Annotated in this window: 2 protein-coding genes; both read right to left on the reverse strand. The window is 77.1% G+C overall.

Annotation, left to right across the window (positions count from 1 at the left end; translation table 11 throughout):
- Nucleotides 1-980, reverse strand: a 980-nt coding sequence (locus ABD323_RS41010; protein WP_344447196.1) for an NUDIX hydrolase, incomplete at its 3' end; no start/stop codon positions are given.
- A gap of 309 nt (nt 981-1289) precedes the next feature.
- Nucleotides 1290-1531, reverse strand: a 242-nt coding sequence (locus tag ABD323_RS41015; RefSeq protein ID WP_344447197.1) for an ROK family protein, incomplete at its 5' end; no start/stop codon positions are given.

Below are 1531 nucleotides of genomic sequence, written 5' to 3' on the forward strand. Positions count from 1 at the left end.
AGCGCGCCGGCCAGCCGCCGGTGCCGGCCGGCCGGCAGCAGTCCCGCCGCCTCGGCCAGGGTGACGAACCGCCAGGCCCGCAGCTCGTCGGGCGGCAGCCGCAGCCCCGCCCGCTGGTCGGCCGTCAGCCGGCCGCCGTCGTAGACCAGCCGCAGGCCGCCGCGGCGCGGACCGGTGCGCGGCTCCCAGTCCACCGCCAGCAGCCGCAGCGCCTCCGGCTCCAGGCGCAGCCCCAGCTCCTCGGCGGCCTCGCGCACCGCCCCGCTGGTCGGCGCCTCGCCGCGCTCCACCACGCCGCCGGGGAACTCCCAGGCCGGCTTGTAGACCGGATCCACCAGCAGCACCCGGTCCTGCTCGTCGAAGAGCAGCACCGCGGAGGCCACGGTGTCCTCGCTCGGGTCGGTGCCGCGCACGATCGGGCGGTGCGCGACCCCCTCCTTGACCAGCGTGGCGAGCGTCTCGGCGACCTGGCGCGGGGTCAGCTCCGCGGTGTCCACCAGGTGCGCGTCCCGGTGCATCCAGCCCTGCGCCGCGCGGTAGGCGGGCAGGTGGTCCAGCCGCCAGCGGCGGCACCGCGCGCTGGCCTCGGCGTCGCCGGGAACCTCCTCGCACGCCGAGATGCGCGAACGCAGGATCGTTTCCTCAGCGTGCAGCACGAAATGGTGCACGGTCAGCCCGCGCGCGGCCAGCTCGCCGAAGATCTCGTCGCGGTACTCCTCGCGCAACAGGGTCATCGGCACCACCAGCGGGCCCGGCACCTCGGCCAGGATCGCCGCCGCCACCTCGGGCACCAGCCGGCGCCAGGACGGCAGGTCCTGGAAGTCGGTGACCTCCGCGGTCCGTTGCGCCGGCAGCCAGTGCCGCAGCGCGTAGCCGACCGTCTCCGGATCGTAGAGCGTGCTCCCCGGCAACAGCTCGACCAGCTCCCTGCAGGCGCTGGTCTTGCCCGCCCCGAATGTCCCGTTGACCCAGACGATCACGACTTCCCCTGCCCTCGGGCGGCCCCGGCGCGGTGCGCGCCGGGCTGTACACGGGCACCGCGCGCACGGCGGCCGGCCTCGCCGACGCAGCCCCACGCGCCGAGTGGCCCGGCACCACCGTGGGTGGTACCCGCCGCGCCCGACTCCTCATTCCTCGCCGGCCGACGCGAGGTCACGTCCGGACCCCCGCAGGCAGCGCACCAGCCCCGACGGCGCACTCCGCGCGGGGGTACACGCGCCCTCGCACGCCCCCGGCTCACACCCTACGAGCCGCACCGCCGGGCCCGTGGCCGGTGCCCGGGCGCCGCCTCAGGTCTCGGTGGCCCACAGCGCCGCCGCGGCCGCGCCGACCAGGCCGGCGTCGGTCGCCAGCTCCGCCTGACAGACCTTCAGACCGCGCACGTACGACAGCGTGGCGTACTCCGCCAGGCGCGCCCGCAGCGGACCGAGCAGCAGGTCACCGGCCTGCGCGACGCCGCCGCCGATCACCGCCACGTCCAGCTCGACCAGCGTGGCGGTGGCCGCGGTGCCGGCCGCCAGCGCCTGCCCGG

Source organism: Kitasatospora nipponensis, from assembly GCF_039528135.1.
Classification (GTDB): Bacteria; Actinomycetota; Actinomycetes; order Streptomycetales; family Streptomycetaceae; genus Kitasatospora; species Kitasatospora nipponensis.